At 42.1% G+C, this 17,956-nt stretch carries 15 protein-coding genes and 1 pseudogene; 8 read left to right on the forward strand and 8 right to left on the reverse strand.

Annotated elements, in window-relative coordinates:
- The 5 genes from CVN76_RS23295 to CVN76_RS23315 form a co-directional block, all read left to right on the forward strand.
- A partial coding sequence (locus CVN76_RS23295; protein ID WP_100530077.1) for an NAD(P)-dependent oxidoreductase occupies positions 1-624 on the forward strand: 624 nt, incomplete at its 5' end.
- 18 nt (positions 625-642) lie between these two features.
- On the forward strand, positions 643-2,097 hold the full coding sequence (locus CVN76_RS23300) for a CoA-acylating methylmalonate-semialdehyde dehydrogenase (RefSeq protein WP_100533217.1): 1,455 nt from the start codon (positions 643-645) through the stop codon (positions 2,095-2,097).
- 92 nt (positions 2,098-2,189) lie between these two features.
- Positions 2,190-2,975 carry an enoyl-CoA hydratase-related protein gene (locus CVN76_RS23305; protein WP_100533218.1) on the forward strand — a complete coding sequence of 262 codons (786 nt, stop codon included), beginning with the start codon at positions 2,190-2,192 and terminating at the stop codon, positions 2,973-2,975.
- Between the two features lie 15 nt (positions 2,976-2,990).
- Entirely contained in the window at positions 2,991-4,046 is a 1,056-nt protein-coding gene (locus CVN76_RS23310; protein WP_100533219.1) for an enoyl-CoA hydratase/isomerase family protein, read from the forward strand.
- Between the two features lie 238 nt (positions 4,047-4,284).
- Entirely contained in the window at positions 4,285-5,247 is a 963-nt protein-coding gene (locus CVN76_RS23315) for a hypothetical protein (RefSeq protein ID WP_442857599.1), read from the forward strand.
- Positions 5,248-5,400: 153 nt separating this feature from the next.
- Here CVN76_RS23315 and CVN76_RS23320 read toward each other — a convergent pair whose 3' ends face one another.
- The 4 genes from CVN76_RS23320 to CVN76_RS23335 form a co-directional block, all read right to left on the reverse strand.
- Complete coding sequence (locus tag CVN76_RS23320) at positions 5,401-6,594, reverse strand: C40 family peptidase (protein ID WP_100533220.1); 1,194 nt, start codon at positions 6,592-6,594, stop codon at positions 5,401-5,403.
- Between the two features lie 141 nt (positions 6,595-6,735).
- Positions 6,736-7,836: a GerAB/ArcD/ProY family transporter gene (locus CVN76_RS23325; RefSeq protein WP_157805770.1), complete on the reverse strand. Its 1,101-nt coding sequence runs from the start codon at positions 7,834-7,836 to the stop codon at positions 6,736-6,738.
- 1 nt (position 7,837) lies between these two features.
- Positions 7,838-9,007, reverse strand: coding sequence for a Ger(x)C family spore germination protein (locus tag CVN76_RS23330; protein WP_100533222.1), 1,170 nt, complete (start codon positions 9,005-9,007; stop codon positions 7,838-7,840).
- A 9-nt stretch (positions 9,008-9,016) separates the two neighbouring features.
- Complete coding sequence (locus CVN76_RS23335) at positions 9,017-10,489, reverse strand: spore germination protein (RefSeq protein WP_100533223.1); 1,473 nt, start codon at positions 10,487-10,489, stop codon at positions 9,017-9,019.
- A 196-nt stretch (positions 10,490-10,685) separates the two neighbouring features.
- On the opposite strand from CVN76_RS23335, the gene CVN76_RS23340 reads away from it, so the two are divergent.
- Positions 10,686-11,423, forward strand: coding sequence for an alpha/beta fold hydrolase (locus tag CVN76_RS23340; protein WP_100533224.1), 738 nt, complete (start codon positions 10,686-10,688; stop codon positions 11,421-11,423).
- Between the two features lie 255 nt (positions 11,424-11,678).
- On the opposite strand, the gene CVN76_RS23345 is transcribed toward CVN76_RS23340, so the two are convergent.
- The 3 genes from CVN76_RS23345 to CVN76_RS23355 all read right to left on the reverse strand — a co-directional run bounded on the left by CVN76_RS23345 (position 11,679) and on the right by CVN76_RS23355 (position 14,314).
- Positions 11,679-12,515, reverse strand: coding sequence for a TIGR03943 family putative permease subunit (locus CVN76_RS23345; protein WP_100533225.1), 837 nt, complete (start codon positions 12,513-12,515; stop codon positions 11,679-11,681).
- 15 nt (positions 12,516-12,530) lie between these two features.
- Positions 12,531-13,412, reverse strand: coding sequence for a permease (locus CVN76_RS23350; RefSeq protein WP_442857600.1), 882 nt, complete (start codon positions 13,410-13,412; stop codon positions 12,531-12,533).
- A 269-nt stretch (positions 13,413-13,681) separates the two neighbouring features.
- On the reverse strand, positions 13,682-14,314 hold the full coding sequence (locus CVN76_RS23355) for a TetR/AcrR family transcriptional regulator (RefSeq protein WP_100533241.1): 633 nt from the start codon (positions 14,312-14,314) through the stop codon (positions 13,682-13,684).
- 216 nt (positions 14,315-14,530) lie between these two features.
- Here CVN76_RS23355 and CVN76_RS23360 point away from each other — a divergent pair, with 216 nt between their 5' ends.
- On the forward strand, positions 14,531-15,715 hold the full coding sequence (locus CVN76_RS23360; RefSeq protein WP_100533242.1) for a YhgE/Pip domain-containing protein: 1,185 nt from the start codon (positions 14,531-14,533) through the stop codon (positions 15,713-15,715).
- 486 nt (positions 15,716-16,201) lie between these two features.
- Here the strand turns inward: CVN76_RS23360 and CVN76_RS23365 are convergent.
- A pseudogene (locus tag CVN76_RS23365) lies at positions 16,202-16,438 on the reverse strand (CotD family spore coat protein); the annotation flags it as partial.
- Between the two features lie 315 nt (positions 16,439-16,753).
- On the opposite strand from CVN76_RS23365, the gene CVN76_RS23370 reads away from it, so the two are divergent.
- Positions 16,754-17,782 carry an NADP-dependent oxidoreductase gene (locus CVN76_RS23370; protein ID WP_100533228.1) on the forward strand — a complete coding sequence of 343 codons (1,029 nt, stop codon included), beginning with the start codon at positions 16,754-16,756 and terminating at the stop codon, positions 17,780-17,782.
- Positions 17,783-17,956 lie beyond the last annotated feature (174 nt).

Here is a 17,956-nt window from a genome sequence, read left to right on the forward strand (position 1 = left end):
GTTATGCTGATCGATACAAGTACGGTAGACCCTGAATTGAATATCCGCATCGAAGAGGCTGCCAAGAAAAAGGATGTTGATTTTCTCGCGGCACCCGTCAGTGGCGGCGTGATAGGGGCGGTAAACCGGACGCTCACCTTCATGGTAGGCGGTTCAAAGACTGTCTTCGATAGGGCCATGCCTTTATTTGACGTAATGGGCGAGAATATTTTTCATGTGAATGATCGAATCGACAGCGGTACGAATACAAAGCTGATCAATAATCTCTTGATCGGATTTTATACGGCAGGGGTAAGTGAAGCTCTTCACCTTGCAAAGAATAGCAATCTTGATCTTGAAAGGTTGTTCGAGATGCTGAACGTAAGCTATGGCCAGAGCCGAATCTACGAGCGGAACTACAAAAGCTTCATCGCAAACGATAATTACGAACCCGGTTTTGCTTTAGAGCTGCTAAGAAAAGATCTCGGGTTCGCACTTGGGCTTGCTGCAAAGAATGATGTGGAACTGCCGCTAAGCAAAATTCTTTTTGATCTGTATGAAGAAGCAGTGGAGAACGGGTATGGTGATAAAGACATGTCCATCTTCTATAAAAAAATAAGTGAGCAGACGACAAAGATTCTTTAAGGAGAGGTGAGGGAGCAGATGATTACAACGAATATAAAAAGAATGAAGAACAACATTAATGGAGAATGGGTGGATTCCAATGGTACGGATGTCGAAGAAGTAATTAATCCAGCCAACGGAAAAATAATTGCCTATGTACCTCTATCGGTGAAAAGGGATGTCGATCAAGCTGTACAGGCCGCTCAAGATACGTATCAAACTTGGTCATTGGTACCTGTGCCGAACCGGGCAAGACTTCTATACAATTACCTTCATCTGCTTCAAGAGCAGAAAGAACAATTGGCCGAAATCATAACGATGGAAAATGGGAAAACGCTAAAAGATGCCCGCGGTGAGGTACAGCGAGGAATCGAAGTTGTGGAGATTGCGACTGCAGCTCCGACTCTAATGATGGGTGAATCCCTGCCTGGCATTGCTGAGGGGATCGATGGATCGATCTGGCGCTATCCATTGGGAGTGGTTGCGGGCATTACCCCTTTCAACTTCCCCATGATGGTACCGCTTTGGATGTTTCCGCTCGCGATCGCCTGCGGCAACACGTTTGTCCTAAAAGCTTCAGAAAGAACACCAATCCTCGCCGAGAAACTAGTGGAGCTTTTCTATGAATCTGGTTTCCCGAAGGGTGTCCTCAACCTTGTGCATGGTGCAAAGGATGTCGTGAACGGCTTACTGGAAAGCGATGACATCAAAGCGATATCATTCGTCGGTTCCGAGCCTGTGGCCAAGCATGTATACCAAACGGGTACAGCTAACGGAAAACGTGTTCAAGCACTTGCTGGTGCCAAAAACCATGCCGTTGTCCTAGCGGATTGCCATCTTGAAAAGTCGGTTCAAGGCATTATCGGAGCGGCGTTCGGCAGCAGCGGAGAACGCTGCATGGCCTGCTCGGTCGTAGCGGTGGTCGATGAGATCGCCGATGAATTCATGGAGTTGCTCGTTTCTGAAACTCGTAAACTGAAAACAGGAGAAGGCAAATCGGAAGATAACTTTGTTGGTCCGCTGATCCGTGAAGTCCACAAAAACCGAGTGGTCCATTATATTGATAGCGGAGTAAAGGAAGGGGCTGCATTACTGGTCGACGGGAGAAATCCGGAAGTTGAGGAAGGATATTATGTCGGAGCTACCATTTTCGATCATGTGAAACCGGACATGAAAATATGGCAGGATGAAATTTTCGCTCCGGTTTTGAGTGTTGTACGAGTCAAAGACCTTGATGAAGGAATCAAACTCACCAATCAGTCGAGATTTGCCAACGGCGCTGTCATCTATACGGCGAGCGGCAAAAGCGTCCAGCAGTTTCGCGACAAGATTGATGCAGGCATGATCGGTGTGAATGTCAACGTCCCAGCTCCGATGGCGTTCTTCTCCTTCGCTGGGAACAAAGCCTCCTTTTATGGAGATCTTGGAACGAACGGAAAAGATGGGGTCCAATTTTACACACGAAAAAAAGTGGTAACCGAACGCTGGTTTTAACACTGACCATCCAACAAAAGACCTGTATGCGGCATAAAGAGACCAATGGATGGGTCTTTCCTATTTAACAGCGATCATGGGAGGGGTAAACTTTGAACTACAAATATGCAAAGATCGAAAAAGAAAATTTCATCACGTTGGTCACATTGAACAATCCACCCGCAAATGCACTATCTTCTTCCTGTATCGCTGAATTGCGAACCTTAATGCAGGAGATTGGGCGCGATGAAGAAACAAGAGCCATCATCATGACAGGAGCGGGCCGGTTCTTTGTGGCGGGGGCGGACATAAAAGAATTCGTCTCAAAATTGGGCGATCAGGAACAAGGGTTGGCGCTTGCTGAAGGGGGACAGGCGCTTTGTAATGAAATAGAAGCTCTTAAGAAGCCTGTCATTGCGGCAATAAATGGGCCGGCACTTGGTGGAGGGCTGGAACTGGCGATGAGCTGTCACTTCAGGATCTTATCCGATCAAGCGACGGTAGGTCTGCCGGAATTAAAGCTGGGACTTATCCCTACCTTTGGCGGCACACAGCGGCTCCGCAAGATAACGGATACGGCAACGGCATTGGAACTTATCCTTACGGGACGTTCCCTTTCAGCAGGTGAAGCCGTTGAACTTGGGATTGCCCAGGTAGCTGTAAAAGAAGCTGAATTGTTAAAAACGGCTAGAGCAATGGCAACGTCGTTTGTCGAAGGAAAAAGCATGACCAGTGTGATGCGAGCTGTGGAATGTATCGTTCAAGGAGGCAACGACAGCATGGAGCAAGGGTTGGAACGGGAACGAAAACGGTTTGCCGAACTGTTTCTGACAGCTGATGCCAAAGAGGGAATTCACGCATTCGTCGAGAAACGACAACCAGACTTTAAACATTTCTAAAAAGGAGTGGATGGAATGACTGCCGAAATGGTGTTTTCCATTAACCAAAATGGCGTGGCAATGATTGTTTTAAACCGCCCGAAAGCGCTCAATTCATTATCTCATGAGATGGTGCGCGCCATCGGTGAAAAATTAATGAAATGGAAGACAGACCGTAACGTATCGATCGTTATCATAAAGGGCGCAGGCACAAAAGGGTTTTGTGCGGGCGGTGATATCAAGACACTCTATGAAGCACGATCATCTGAGTCAGCGATGCGAAAAGCGGAGGGTTTTTTCGAGGTGGAATACGAGACGGATCTGTCCATCTACCAATTTCCAAAGCCGATCATCGCTTTTTTAGATGGGATCGTGATGGGGGGAGGCGTCGGGCTGACATACGGTGCGAGTCACCGGATCGTAACGGAGCGGACGAAGTGGGCCATGCCAGAAATGAATATTGGCTTTTTTCCTGATGTGGGGGGAGCTTATTTTTTAAACAAAGCTCCTGGACACTTAGGGCGTTATCTCGCTTTAACTGCGTCTGTTATACAAGCACCCGATGTACTCTATATGAACGGTGCAGACATATTTATGGAAAGTGACACCATGCAGCTTTTTAATGAAAAAGTGGAGCATACGGATTGGTCCGAGGGGAAAATTGATGAGAAGCTTGATCAGCTGATCGATGAGTATCGAACACAGCCATCTCAAGTGAGCAAGCTTGCTTCTTTTCAAAAAGAAATCGATCGACATTTTGCGTTTGTAACAGTTGAAGCGATCCTTGAGTCGCTCGACAGGGAGGGCAGCGATTTTTGCACGAAAACGAAAGAGCAGCTTCTTGCCAAATCCCCATTTTCATTGAAGATCACGTTAAAGCAATTGATCGACGGCAAAAATAAAACTTTGAAACAATGCTTCGAAACCGATCTTTTGCTAGCCAAGAACTTTTTGCGGCATGGAGACTTCTATGAAGGTGTGCGATCCATCCTCATCGATCGAGACCATTCGCCGAAGTATGAATACAAACATGTTTCAGAGGTAACGGGGGATACGGTGGATAAATTCTTTAACCAAGTTCTAAACGGGTAAGATGCCTGCCATTGATCATTACTACCGAGAGTAATGCTCGGCAATTACAATACGTGCAATTGCACGCAATCATGAAACGTATGGGGAAATTGGGTGTGCGTTCCAATGAGTCTGCCTTTGTGAAAACAACAAGCTGTCTATTGACGGCTTTTTCCCGTGGTCCGTCGAAACCATTCTACTTGGAAAACGAATCTGTGCAACATACTATATAGGAAGGATGGAAGGGAAGGGAAGGTAAATGAAAATGGATAATGGAATGTTGAAGGAAGGGCTATCGATCATTTCCCGATGTAAACAGGAAACGGGCGACATTTGGCAAGCGCATTTTGGTGCGGCGGCCATTGCTGGTCACTTTTTCGTGAAGGATAATGAACTGACTGGAAATCTGGCTCAACTTGTAATTTCGCAGGTGGAATCAATGATCGAGAGCCAGTGTACGGATAGAAAACAGTTTGATCCTATTAGTGAATGGGATATGGAAAAGGCTGAACACAACATTCTTCAATCACTTGATAAAACGATCGATCGACTCCACTGGGTGGGACATAGCATCATTTATGGCGCCATTAGTTTATTGGCACTTCGTGACTTGAAAGAAAGCGGGGCCGTTGCTGGCGTCGAGTTTTCTGGGATAGTAGATCTCATTCTCTCATTCGAAAACTCAATTCCAGGACGCTCATGGATCGGTTTTTCGGCTTCTGAAGTCAAAAGAATCGAAATGACAAAAGAAGATGGCATGCCAAAGATTGAGAACGCAAATGACCTTTCCCATTTCGTGCTGGAAGAATTGGCGCAATTTCCAATCATATATCGAGCGGAATCACACCATGACTTAATAGGACATATGATCACTTTTTCTCATGCATTGAACATTTTATTTGATGCTGGCCATGTTTCTTTGTTCAATAGAGGTCTGCCGCCTTTGCTCAAACTGGTTAAAGCTCTTCGAGGCAGCCGGGAAGTCAAAATAGGGGATGCGATAAAGATATTCTCACCCGTTGATCATTTGCCGCTGCAAAAGGCGGTGCGATCGGAATGGCTGCCAACGGAGTGCGGGTATTGGACAAAAGAGCATAGCAGGAATAGTTGGGATTTTGGACATATCTTTAAATTTCCTTTTAGTTTTTATGATCATGGAAGACGTGTAGGGAGGGTGAAGGATCAATCCATGGAGAATTTTCGCTATATTATCAATCAGTAGTTGTACCTGCCCTTAACTGAGTTTGGAAGCAGGTCTGGAAGCGACAATTAACTTAAGGGCTAACATTAGAAATCAAGCGAAACAGGAAAAGCGTCCCGGACCAAAATCGAGAACGCTTTCCTTTTTAGGTTAATAGAGTTGTATCTTGATAGGTTAGTTTAATACACGTACTGCTTTTATGAAACGGGGTCCCCAGTAGGAACTATTGATGTTTGCATAAGAAACGCCGTTGGATGTGGAAGCATTGAGCATTTGTCCATTTCCTGCATAAATGCCAACATGGTTGATTACGCCATCACCATTTGTATCAAAAAATACTAAATCGCCTTTTTGAAGGTTGTTCGAAGATACGGATGCACCTGCCCGTGATTGGGCCAATGAAGTGCGGGGCAAGGAGATGCCTGCAGCCTGAAATGCTTTTAATGTGAATGAAGAACAATCAAAAACATCAGTGCGTGATGTGCTCGCGCCGTACACATATTTAGCCCCCATATATTTTGCACCAGTAGTCAAAACTTGATTAGCCTTGGCGGATTTCGTCGTTGATATGGAAGGTTTGTTAGCTGTCGAGGATGCAGCCTTTCCGGAAACAGTGATGGTTTGGCCGATTTTAATGCGATTCGAATTGGTGATCGCAGGGTTTAACTTAAGTAAGGCATTTAGCGATAGGTTATATTTTTTGGCAATGGAAGATAAACTATCCCCCAGCTTGACCACATGTTTTTCGACAGTCTGCTTATTTACATTGTTGCCATTGTTAATGGCAGTGGTCGTGATCTTCAAGACTTGTCCTGGGAATATCAGTGAACCACTCAAGCGATTTACAGATTTTAATTGCTGGAGTGTCATATTTTTTGCTTTGGCAATTTGGCCAAGAGTATCCCCAGGTTTGACTGTATAAGTGCCGCTTGAATTGCTTTTGCTGGCATTCGTATCAGTCGAAATGGCTTGTCCGGAAACACGGATTGCTTGGCCAATATAAATGCGATCTGAATTGGAAATCGCGGGGTTTAATTTAAGCAAGGCATTAAGGGAAAGGTTATGTCTTTTGGCGATTGTAGATAGACTATCCCCAAGTTTAACTACGTATTTCTTCGTTGTATCACTACTTTTTTTCGTAGTCTTGTTAAGGCCATCGATCTTCAAGACCTGCCCGGGATAAATGAGGCTGCCCGTCAAGTGGTTGGCGGCTTTTAGTTCCAGGACGGTTGTCTGATTGGCTTTGGAAATTTTATCAAGGGTATCCCCTGATTTAACTTGATAAGTACTGGCATAAGCTGAACTGCTCGCGAATAGGGTCCCGACAATGGTTCCCGCAAGAATGATAGAGTTTTTCGAATTGTTCATTTAGGAAAGTTCCTCCTGATGTGGTAAATAAATATGTAGCATTTATAATTATAAAGGTATAGGAAGGAAAAACCATGGTAATCCAAATAAAATATTATTTTATACTATTGCAATCATTCAGATTATTTAACCGCTGGGGAGCTAGGCGAATTTTCCTCTTACAAAAGTGATCATGACAATCAATAGAGGCACAACGATTTGAAGAGGTACATGCAAAAGGAATGGAACAAGTTCAAGGCCGATTTTTACATGGAGGGAGTTATTGTCGGAATATAAATATGAGAAGGCGATAATGGCAAGGAAGACCGTGGAAACAAGGCTATTATTATTCACTTTCCATTTATTCATACAATCTTTAGCAACGAATATCGATGCAAATGTGAATACGGTTATTTTAAAATAACAGCCAATCATGAAAATGATGACCGCCAATATATCCAAGCGCTGGAAAAAACCGATCAACCCAATATGTTCTATGGTCGTAACAAGCGGATAAGAATAAGACTTAGCTAAATCAGGGTGTAATACGCCGATCGTTAGAAAAGAAAAAATGGATAGTAAAAAGGTTGAAATGACAATGACGATGCTGCCGCCTTTTGACAATGATTTTTTTTCCTTCAAGAAAGGAAGCAACGCTAAAGAAACAACCAATTCACCATAAGGGAAGGTAATTAGTGTAGGGAAGACTGTCTTAACAATCTTCTTAACGTCTAATGAATGGAAGGGCGTGATATAATCAATGTGAAAATTGCTGCTTAATACAATGAAAAAAGGAATGAGTAAGAGAAATAAAAGGGTGACGGACCCGAAAATCACAGCTGACCGTACAAATGGCTCAAGTCCTTTTGAATACGTATAAATAATGAGTAAGAATATGGTGAATTTAATGAAGAAGGGGTGCATATTGTGCAATAATGTACTATTGATGAAATGGACGATATCATTTAACACCCTTGATGCTATGTAGGCAAAGTAGACCGCATAGACAGCGGATATGATAAATCCAAGATGCTTGCCGAATTGAGCAGTAAGTATAGGGTTAAGACCTTGATGGTGATTTTCATTCCAGATATAAACATACAGATTGAATAAAAGCAGGCCGGTAACGCCTGCCAGTACATTCGCCAGCCATGAATATTCCCCAGCATCAAGCCCCAGTCCTAAAATGATGGCGCTTCCAAGGAGAAATAGCAGCATGACGAACTGCATTTCTATCATTCCAACTATGGGTTTTCCGCTCATATTAGTCACCTCTTGACTTGTAATTTCCGACATTCTGTATGGTGATATTAGAATGGATCTCTATTTGGGCATTCTTGATGCTTGTTGACCACTCTTCTTTTAGGGTGTCCCATAACTCGGGATCCTTATTTTTAATGAAATGACCTAAGCCAAATGGATCTATTCCATAGCCTTGGGCAATGGAAAGGATTTTGTTTTCTTTTTTCTGTATCGTTTTATTTATTTGCTTTTCGAGCTGTTCGATCGTTTCAGGATCTTTCAGGTTCCCATGGCAGTTGTACTGACGTATGTCTCCTGATAGATTAAGGGTGTATTGAAAAAGGTAATTATTTTCGACCCTCTTATATTCCCTGTTCTTGACATGACCATTAAATAATTTGAAGGCGAACTTTTCTGGACCTTCCGGACAGGTTGATTCTATTATGAATCCTGATGATTTTCCGTTAAGCAATTGGAGAAATAAAGAATCCCTGTAATCCAGGTACTTTTTCAGATACTCATCTTTAAATAATCCAAACCCGCCAAATACAATGTGGGCAGGGTTTGTCGTATCGAGATTGTCACGGCTCATTCCTTTTTGGAGATCGCCCTTTAATACGATATAAGGCAATGAACTATCTTTTCCCTCCTCTAATAAGTCCACTTTTATTTCGCTCGCATTTTGCAGGACATGTTTTCCTAATTTATCCAGTGTATTCGTAATTTCAAGGGCTGAATAGCCTTCGACAGGTGAAAAAATCTCCAGTAGTTCACTCGCCTTGTTACCTTTAGTGGTAATGATCAGTGCATTGGCCGGTATATCAGGGGAATGCAGGATATATTCAACTATTTCCTTCGTTCTGCCTTTACGTGCCAATTCTTCCCCCAACACGATGATCTGCTCTTGTTTTAAGTCCACATACCTGGATGTATTCATTGATATCTTTTCCAATGCGGTATCTATTGTTTTCCCTTTTGCCTTATACACGATGTAAGGAGAGTTATTCAATAGTTTTTCACCGGAAATCTCTCCTGGATTGATGAGTTGTAAAGAAACGACATAGCCTTCCTTTTCATAGTCAATCCCAAGTGCAAATGAGAAAGACGATTGATTCAATTCATGCTTGTCCTCTTGAGAGAAGAAAATGGATGCAACGGATAAAATGATAAAAATTAAATAGAGGTATTTCATTCATTTCCCTCATTTTTTATGATTTTTGATCAGGTCATCTTTGCTGTATTTTTTTGTCGTGTTGATGATTTTCTTTAATGGAAGCCGGACAAATGTGTCTTTTAAATCGACAGTTTTCACTGGAGCGATGGGGGATAAGTAAGGCACCCCAAAACTGTTTAAACTGCATAAATGATTTACCAGGACAAATGTGCCGAGCATGATTCCATATATGCCGAATATACTTGCTAAAAACACGAAAATAAACCGGATCATTTTAACGCTATTGGCAAAGGGGTGTATCGGTACAGCGAAATTCAATACATATGTAGCTGAAACGACGACCAATGAAGCAAGCTGGACCAATCCCGCATCAGCGGCAGATTGCCCTAATATCAATGTTCCGATGATGGAAAAGGCCAACGTGATTCCCGTGGGCAAGCGTATCGAACTCTCTAAAACCACTTGAAATAATAACATGAACACAATCACTTCCAGCACGACAGGCAAAGGAACGATTTGGCGCTGGGCTGCCAAATTGATTAATAGTTCACTTGGGATCAGCTCCTGGTGGAACAAGGTAAGGGCAATGTATAACGGGATTAAATAAATGGATACGATGAAAGAAAAGATCCTTATCAATCGGGTCATTTCGAACAATGATTTTTCATAATAGTCTTCAGGTGATTGCAAAAATTGAATAAATAGAGCAGGAACGATGAGGACGTTTGGAGATCCGTCACAAATTATCGCAATCTTCCCCTCCAATAAATGACCAGAGGTAACATCCGGACGCTCCGTGGTGAATACCAAGGGAAAAGATGTTATCTGATCGCCGCTGATGCTTTCTTCTATATAGGAAGAATCCAAGATGGATGAAAGCTCGATCGATTGCACTCTGTTCCTGATCGTTTCCAATATTTCCTGATCGACCTTATTCGCAAGATACATAAGGGAGATGCTTGTATTCGTTTCCTCTCCAATTGTTTGTTCCTCTATCACGAGGTCTTCATTTTTCAGTCCTCTTTTTATTAAGGAGATATTATTTTTAGCAAGTTCCGTAAACCCGATTTGTGGCCCTTTCAAGACCCGCTGGGATTGTGGAAAAGTAAATGCCCTGTCTTTCCAGTCTTCTGTATCAGCGGATATGCATCGATCGATCCCGTCAATCAGTACAATCGTCTTTCCGTTCGTCAGGTGACTGATGAGTTCAGTATGTGTATTAATCACACAGATATTGGATATTTCGATGGTATTGGTAATGTCATTGAGTGGATGAGCAGCAGAAATTACGTTCATATGCAACAATGGGCGCAAAATATGCTCCTGTATGGCAGCCTTATCCACGATGGTATCTAAATAAACCATACAAATTTCCTTCTTCACTTCTAGTAAAGGTGGGGAAATCGGTCGAACGATCAATTCCTTATTCAAATGGAAGGATTTCTGTATGGAAGCTATATTAATTTTTAGGGAATCCGATAAATTCTCTACGCTCTTCATGGTGTTTCCCCTTATATTCTTTTTAGGTTAATATAACCAATTCCCTTTTGAATATTCCCATCGGTCACGATCCGCCCTGGGCAAGCTTCACGTTGCCTATTGTGAATTTTGTGAAATGAGGATGTTCCTTGATTTATAAATGCTGATGGGTATGATAAGAATTGTAGTTAAAATGAATGGTTAAGGTGAGGTAATGATGAAGAAAATAATAAAATATGGTCTTATAAGTCTGATTGCTGTTTTATTGATTGCTTTTGGGGGGTTCTATATTTGGTCTGAACAAACATATAAACCAACCAAGCAGTTGCATGCTTTAGTCAACGAGAAGGAATGGAAGGTTCAAGACGATTTTGTCACCATTGAACCTAAGAAGAGCAATGGGATTGGGATTGTTCTATATCCAGGAGCTAAAGTAGAGCCTGAAGCCTATGCCTATTATTCGAAACAATTGGCAGCAAAAGGGTACACGGTTATGATTGCGGACGTTGCCTTCCATTTTGCCCTATTGGACGTGAATAAGGCAGCGGATGCCAAAAAGTTATTCCCGCAAATGAAACAATGGTATATCGGGGGACATTCTCTAGGAGGAGTGGCGGCCGCTTCCTACGCTTATAAGCATCAGGATGAGGTGGAAGGGATTATCTTCCTCGGATCTTATCCTAGCAAGTCAAGTGACTTTACCGACATAGACATGCCGATCCTTTCCTTGTACGCTGAATACGACGGGCTGTCAACGGTCGAAAAAATTAAAGAAAATGAACACTTGCTTTCAAAAGAAACGACCATGCATAAAATAAAAGGGGGGAACCACGCCCAGTTTGGAATGTACGGAAAACAAAAAGGAGATAAGGAAGCAAAAATCTCCGCTATTGAACAGCAAAGGGAAATGGCCACGACGACAAAGCGATGGCTGGATGAGCTTGAAAAGAATTAGTGTGAGCTTTATCAAGAGACGTGACCTTGGCTAGAAATGAACGAGTGTCCGTGTTCCCGCCTAACAAAAGCGTGTCCAGACAAGACAACGAGCGCAGATGGCACCTTGGCCGCCCCCTGTAAAGCTAAGCGCCTGCAGCGGGAAGGAATCATTTGATTTAATAAAACTAAAAAAACTGGAGGCAAACTCGATTTCCGTTGAGTTTTGCCTCCAGTTTGGGGGAAGGGGCATGCTCCTTCCCTTTTTAATTTTGTCTTAATATTGTCTATATACATAGGGGTCATCAGGCTCAGCCATTTTGCTGTGTGATGATACTTTAAGAACGGGGATGGTTTTCTTGAAAGGTTGATAATACATGGTCTCCACCTCACCTGTCACGGAATACCACTCATCATTTTTAGGATCCATCCCTTCAGGAAATTCGATCAGCATGCCGAATACCCCGGAGTCAGCGACACAATGAATGACCCCAAAGCGAAACAGGAATACCTGGTTTTTGGCTAGATCATCTGAATGATACGAAAATCCTGTCAACGTAATTTGCTTACCGGTGAACTTGCCCGGAGAGTAATAGATCGCTTCCAAGTCGGTAAGGTAGTTTTGATCGGTCAACCGAAGGCTATCATGCTTGCCTAAGCTTTTGAGCGATTGATCCATTAAGGTTAAATAGTCATCCTTGCCGTAATAAAGGCTGGTGTCTGGCTGCAGGAATTGATGCTGGCTATATTCATCCGAGTCATCATACACAGGGAAGTGGAACCCCTTTTTTTCCACGATATTGGAATCCATTGTGGCAACGGGCAAAAAGAGTCCAGTGAAGATGGGAAGTGAAAAGAGGGTATACGTCATGGCCTTTTTCCATTTCTTGTTATCCTGGTTGTGATCATGGCCGCACTGGCAATCATCACAATGTTCCTGATCCTCTTCTTTGAAAAATAAGTAGGCCCCCATTATCGTGAAAATGGCCAGTATATAGATCGCGATCTGTGAAACATAAGAATACTCCATATTAATGTATTTCGATATATTCCCTGAGGCGTGTAAGTGCATGAATAAAAAAGTCAGTCCAAGTAATATGAATAATCTTCCCATATAAAAACACCCTCTTTAAGAAATAAACAATAAGGTTAAACCTAGTACCCCGATGAAAATATAAGCCAACAAACATAAAACGAATTTTGTTTTGAAGGTACCTAAAAGCATGATTGTATTTTTAATATCGAACATGGCCCCGAACACAAGAAAAGCAACAAGAGAAGAAGGGGAGAAGGTACTTCTAAAAGAACTTGCCACAAAAGCGTCTGCTTGAGAACAGAGGGACATCACATAAGACAAAGCCATCATGACCACATTCCCGGATAAATTTCCATGACCGATATCAAGCAATACGGATGTTTTCAGAAAGGTCTGTATGGCAGCGGCCAAGAGTGCACCGATGATTAAATACTTTCCTACAGAGAAGAACTCTTCGATCGAATGCTTGAACATTCCTGTAATCTTGCCTTTGACAGTAAGGGAATGCTGATGTGTATGCACGATGTGTTCATGTTTAAGCTGATTGGTCTTGAATTGGAAAGATATGATGAAAGCAATGAGTATCACAACCAATACTGCAATGCCGCCACGATAGAAAACCATGCTCCAATCATTTCCAAATGCAATATAGGTTGAAAACAGAACAATCGGATTCAATATAGGTGCAGAAAGCATAAAGGCGATCGCTGCTGAAAGAGGAACGCCTTTAGCGATCAGGCGGCGGGTAATCGGGACGATTCCACACTCGCATGCAAGAAAGAAAATCCCTGCTCCTATTGCCGATAAAACAGACAAAATCGGATTCTTCGGTATGATCTTTGCAATCATCTCTTCCGACACAAAGATTTGTATGATTCCAGAGATAAGGACCCCCAATAGAATGAAGGGAAGGGATTCAATTAGGATGCTAATAAATATCGTATTCATTTGCAAAAGGGCCTGAACGTTCATCATTAACCACCTTCCATAAAGCTGACTTACCCATATTAGGTTCGTGATGAAAGGAAGTCAATTTTTTATTACTGGAGAAATCGACTAAAAGTTGAATGAACATGAAGGTATAGACAAAAAAGAAGGAAATATTATCAGGTAGTCTCATATATAAGTGTGTACGGAGGAAAAGCATTCTTATTCAATCGTATTGAGAGCGTGTTTTAGTGGTTTTTAAAACACGCTCTTTTGTTTGATTGAATATAGGCGATTAATCTGGTTAAGTTGCTTCGTCACTGCCCCCCGTCAATCTGAGGTTTTAATTCCTCCTTAAGACCGGCCACATATACCGGACCAAAGTACGTTATCTTTATTAAAGTGGAGGCCATTTCTTGAGGGGGCTGCTGCATGCCGTTTTCCAACCAGTATTGAATGACACCGAGATGGGCAGAAGTGACATACGCCATCAGGTGCTCAATTGGAACTAAGAGTGACTCATGATTCAGGTTTTTCATCGCTTTTTCAAGAAAGTTTGTTTTCATAAATTGTTTTATTCTCACTTGAAAGGCGGGATCTCCTTTTGGGCCTAAAATTAATTTCATGAATTGGGCATTTTCTTCTATATACTCAAATAACTTCACTAAAGGTATCGGTTCGTTCAGTAATTGGGAATCAACAAGCATTTTTGGTTTTAATTCTTTGAAAAATTCTTTCATTTCCTTGATGATCTCGTCTTCGCTCTTTTTCAATAGATCGTATTTATCCTGGTAGTGTAAATAAAAAGTTCCGCGATTAATATCGGCCCTTTCCGTTAAATCCCTAACCGTAATTCGTTCAAATCCCTTTTCTTCCATTAAATGTGTGAGGGCGTCTCGTATCATTCTTTTTGTACGGATTATGCGTCTATCCGTTTTTTGATCAGACATGGGCAACCTACCAACTTTCATTTTTTTTTCAATAATAATGAACAATACATGACTTTGTGTTAAGTAATGGACGTAAGCTTCCATATTGTTTATTGCGTAAATCCCTTATTTAATTATAATTTACATAGTGATAATAAAACAACACTGTGTGCATTACTTAATGATCATGGAGTGCTGGATGTTAAAGAAAAGGAAAAAGGAGATAAATTTATGAAAATGGTAAAAAATAAAATGGTGTTTTTAGCACCCATAATTGCATTGGCAGTTGTTCTTATATTTAGCCTGACATTGATTCCGTCCGTGAATCCGACGCCAAAAAACCTGCCCATTGCTTTTGTTAATGAAGATCAAGGAGTGACACTGCCCGATCAAACAAAGGTAAATATGGGTGAGAAAATGGCTGACATGATTAAAACTTCAGCTGAACCTAAATCAGGTGAAGAACCCGTTGTGGATTGGGTTACCGTAAAAAGCTATAAAGAAGTTAAGCATGGTTTAGACAAGCGGAAATATTACGCGGCATTGGTCATTCCAAAAGACTTCAGTCAAAAGCAAGCATCTCTTCAAACTCCAAAGCCTTCATCACCTGAAGTTCAAATTTTGGTGAACCAAGGTATGAACACGATGGCATCCACTCTTGCGGGACAAATGCTAAATGGAATCGTTGACAATATGAATACCAATATCCGCAGCCAGATTCTAACAGGATTCGAAAAACAAGAAGGTACACTAACGACAAAGCAAGCTGCTGCGATAGCAACACCGATTACAAAGAATGTAACCAATGTAAATGAAACAGGAACACATAGCGCCAATGGGAATGCGCCCGTGTCGCTATTCCAGCCGCTTTGGATGGCATGCATAGCTGGTGCCGCTTTCCTTACTATCATGCTGAATAAACTTCCGTTTGCAAACCGGAGAGAAAAATTGGCGAATCAATTGGTACAGGTGCTCATAGGTGCTGTGATCGCCATTTTGGTAGGCTTTGGTTTGACGTGGATGGCTGATGCAGTGGGGATGCATATTCCCAATTTCACTAGCATTGCTTGGTTCCTATCCATTGCTTATTTCAGCTTCTTCTTAATGATTTCGGCTGCCCTTTCTTGGCTGGGAATGAAGGGATTGCCGTTATTCGTCATTATCCTCTTCTTTGGAGCCCCGCTACTGTCGATGGCCCCAGAGCTGATGTCTTCTTTTTATACTAACTGGATCTATTCCTGGCTGCCGATGCGCTTCATGGTTGATGGATTGCGTGAGTTATTTTTCTTTGACAAGGGGCTAAGCTGGAATCATCCTACAGCTGTTTTAGTAGGCATTGGCATAGGCGGACTTACGGTTTTATGGGCTTCTGCCCTAAAACCGGGACCTAAAAAAGAAGGAGAATCTCAAACAAACATGTAAGGGAAGTTGTTAAATTGGGATAACAAAAAGGTTTCGGAATGGTTTTCCTTCCGAGACCTTTTTCATGTTTCAGCTGTAGGAAAATATGTATATTGACGAATCGTTTAATGCTAAACCTCCCCTGGTTCGACTAATTCAGTATTAAAGCAAGAAGTCATTAAGTGGTGGAAAGTAACGAAATAACGGATGCGATAATATTTGAAAAAGGAAATGTCACCACAAATATCGGTTGTCAGGATTATACAAGATACCATACAGTCATCTACCATTCCCCTTGATCTTGTCGGTTCAGTATTCCAGAAGTTCGATGTCGTAAGGGAAAAGAAGGGATTAGAAAAACCCCTTATAGGGGCTTTTTAATGGTCAGAACCGATAGGGCATCGGAGAGTGCCAAGGGTTTGGCGGACAAGGATGTGGAGGGCAAGGATTATGCGGCATTTCACAAATGAGGTTTTGCGTGCAGCACTCATTCACTACAGATTGAGTATGCGGGAAATAATGTTTATACGTGTTGATATGTTTGTTCACCGTTTTGGTATGAGATGGATGGATTACAGGTATAACCGTGTTCGAGACGTTTGTATTAACGTATTGCTTTGTTGGTGAAACCTGCGGCGGGTCATATTGAGTAGGACTAACGTTGGGCGGACAATATTGCGGCGGGCAATGCTGTGGTGGACATTGACCCCAGTTTGGCTGTTGCCATGAGTTATTATTTTTCATTTCTAAACCTCCATTTAAATTAAGTCATGATATTTTATGTGAAATAATTGAAATTGAACTAATGTGGATGCCTATTTTCTATACAGAAGCACTAGTATGGATGACTCACACAGCAAAAGGATATAGTAAGGACCATGTGAGAGATATCAAAAGCGAATAAGGTACGGGCTGCGGACGTAAGACCAAAAAAACAGGAAGAGCTTACGTGAAGTGGAATGGAAGCATTAGGAAGTCATATCCTTTGACTATGGAACTTTATCGGTGATACGCTTATTTTTCGATATTACGTATTTATAAATCAAGGAGGAACGAATGATGACACAATCCAAACAACAAAAAATCACCCTGGCAAATCGTCCAAAAGGTATGCCAACGAAAGAAGATTTTAAATTTGTGGAGAGTGATGTTCCCACACCAAAAGGTCAAGAGATTTTAGTACGGACGCTTTATTTATCGGTAGATCCATATATGAGAGGAAGAATGCAAGATACCAAATCATATATTGCACCATTTGAATTGAATAAGCCTATCACTGGCGGCGTCGTGGCCGAAGTGGTGGACTCTAAATCGGACTCCTTCAAAAAGGGAGATGTGGTTGTTGGCAATATCGACTGGGCGGAATATACAATCGTCACGGAAAAGGAAATCCGCGTGATCGATCCAAAAATTGCTCCAGTCACAACCTATTTGGGTATTCTTGGAATGACAGGGCTGACAGCTTACTTCGGTTTGCTTGATATCGGTAAGCCAAAAGAAGGTGAAACGGTCGTGGTTTCCGGAGCGGCAGGTGCTGTTGGTTCGGCTGTTGGACAAATAGCCAAGATTAAAGGCGCGAAGGTCGTCGGTATCGCCGGATCGGATGAAAAACTAGAGTACTTGACGAATGAGCTAGGCTTCGATGGAGCCGTTAATTATAAAAAAGATAGTTTTGTGGATGATTTAAAACGAGCTGTTCCTGATGGAGTCGATGTGTATTTCGATAATGTGGGCGGAGAAGTCACAGATGCCGTGTTCACTCTATTGAATACAAATGCCAGAATCCCGCTATGCGGGGCGATTTCTTCTTATAATGCAGAAGGGAAAGATGTAGGGCCTCGTCTGCAATCGGCCATGATCAAAACAAGTGCCACCATGAAAGGATTCACTGTTGGAAATTATGCTTCTCGCTTCAAAGAAGGTGCGACGGAATTAGGGAAATGGGTTCAAGAAGGAAAACTGAAGTATGAAGAAACGATTATTGAAGGATTTGAAAATACGCCTGATGCATTTTTAGGCTTATTTAAAGGAACGAACCTCGGAAAGCAGCTTGTGAAAGTCGCGGAGCCCATGTTCGCAAAGCTATAAAAAAGTTAATCGGTTTTCCGATTAAGCTTGAGGAAACGGGCCTTTTTCGGTATCGAATCGAAAGAGGCCCGTTTTCCTTAACATGCTTGAGCCCCTAGAATAAGGTTTTTAGAAAAGACTGTAAAAATGCCAATTTTCAGTATAAAATGTACATACATACAGAAAGGTGATGAA

The sequence above is a fragment of the Bacillus sp. mrc49 genome, assembly GCF_002803435.1.